The organism is Tessaracoccus oleiagri, from assembly GCF_900103275.1.
In the GTDB taxonomy this organism is placed as follows: Bacteria; Actinomycetota; Actinomycetes; order Propionibacteriales; family Propionibacteriaceae; genus Arachnia; species Arachnia oleiagri.
This window is the reverse complement of record NZ_FNGP01000009.1, coordinates 1-1,935: the sequence shown is the minus strand read 5'-3', so window position 1 is coordinate 1,935 and position 1,935 is coordinate 1. Positions and strand designations below refer to the sequence as shown.

The 1,935-nt window shown below is 67.2% G+C and carries 1 protein-coding gene and 1 pseudogene; both read right to left on the bottom strand.

Annotated elements, in window-relative coordinates:
• Positions 1-195: 195 nt before the first annotated feature.
• Entirely contained in the window at positions 196-1,056 is an 861-nt protein-coding gene (locus BLR46_RS15635; protein ID WP_425441408.1) for a helix-turn-helix domain-containing protein, read from the bottom strand.
• Positions 1,057-1,353: 297 nt separating this feature from the next.
• Positions 1,354-1,935: pseudogene (locus BLR46_RS14705) on the bottom strand (transposase); the annotation flags it as partial.

The window sequence follows — 1,935 nt, the reverse complement described above, 5'->3', positions numbered from 1 at the left end:
CTTCAGCGCCGATGGTACTGCAGCGGGGACGCTGTGGGAGACTAGGACGCCGCCGGACTTCTTACACAAAACCCCCGATCATGATTCTGATCGGGGGTTTTGTGCATTCTGGGGTCTGTCGCGCGCTACTGCCCGCTGGCGAGGGTGCGGGCATTGCGACGACGCCATCAGCCGGCATCGGGTCGAACGGGATGTTCAGGCTCCTGCGCTTCTGCGCAGGGGCCTGTTTGGCTTTTGGGCGGTGATCGCTTTCTCTCGCGGCGGCTCCAACGCAGAGGCGTACCAGCCGGGCGGTGCCTTGACTGCCAATGCCATGGGTGTCGACGGCGCTCCGAAGGCGGACACTTGTCGAGGGGGATGCGGGGTCGTGTTGAGTTCGGATTCGACGTGGGCGAGGTCGCTGGGGCTGTGGAGCGAGAGGTCCGTGGACTTCGGCAGGTGCTGGCGCAGGCGCCCGTTGGTGTTCTCGGTCACGTCGTGGTGTCTGGCCATCTCTGTGCCTTTGGCCCAGGTCAGGGTGCGGCAGTGGTTGCGGGAGTAGCGGACCTTCGGACGAGGCCGGCGCGCATCTCGTGCGTGTTCAGGGGCGGCGGGTAGAGGAGCTTGCGGCTGCGGGGTCGCGGCTCGATGAGGGTGCCGGTTGCGGGGCGGTGATGTGTCCGACGATGAGGTCGCCCTCTCAGTGCGGCCCGGGTTCGGTCGGCGGGATCGAAGCCACGTTGGTCGCAGCGGCGAGAGTGCTCGGTTCCTCAGGTCGGGGCCTACCGCGAGTTTGCAGGGCCAGAGTCGTCGTCTGCGCGCCGCAGCCGCGGCGGGCGCGCCGAATGGCCGGTACTGCCCGGTGCGGCTGCTGTTGCGGCGCAACATGCGACTGATCGTCGACGGTGCGCGACCCAGGCCGTGGGCGACTGCTGTCGGTCCCAGACCGCGGCTGGCGACGTCGGTGATCTGCACCCTCTCGTGCTCGGACAGGAAGCCTGGCGAGAAGACCCGAACGGCAACGGGGCTTCCAGAAGTTGCCGGTCGACCGGGCGATCGCGCGCTCGAGGCACGCACCACGTCGTGATGTGTCCAGAGCGCACAACTCCGGGAACTGGCGCCGCTTCTCCCACACCGGCCGTCGGGAGACAGGAGGATCTATCGCCAGGGTCCTCGTTGCGATGGTCGCTGGGAACGAGCCCGGTGAAACTGTCGACTTTTCGAGCGCCGTCGACAGCTGCCCCGACACCGAAGCCCGAGGCGCTGCTGCTGCTTGTTTGGGAACTGCTCGGCCAGTTGGTGTGGGTTCCCGCGGCGGCTGATCTTGGACGACGAGCCCGGTATGGTCAAGTCCCGCTGTGTGGTGCTCTTTGGTCAGGCGCTGATGGCTAGTGCGGAGTAGGGGTCTCGGGTGTCTTTGGTGAGGGTGTCGATGAGGCGGCGCGTGGAGACTTCGGAGAGGTAGCGGCGTTCGCCGTAGTGCCATTCCTCGTGTTGTTCGAGGAGGATCGCGCCGATGAGTCGGGTGACGGAGCCTCGGTCGGGGAAGATCTGGACGAGGTCGGCGCGGCGTTTGATCTCGCGGTTGAGGCGTTCGATGGGGTTGTTGGACCAGAGCTTGCGCCAGTTCTCGGTGGGCATGGTTGCGAAGGCGGTCAGGTCCGGCTCGGCGCGTTCGAGCGTGTCGGCGACTTCGGTGAAGCCGGAGCGGGCGAGGCTGGCGGTGACCTGCTGGTAGCAGTCGATCACGGTCTCGGGGGTGGTCTGGGCGAAGATGGTGCCGATCAGCGCGTTGACCGGTTTGGAGCGGGCGGTGCCGAGCGCGCGGCTGACGTGGCGGGCGAAGTGGACCCGACAGACTCTGCCAGGCGGCGCCGGGCAGGATCGCCTTGATCGCGTGCTTGAGGCCTTCGTGGGCGTCGGAGACCACGACCGCGACCCCGAGCGGATCCTCGG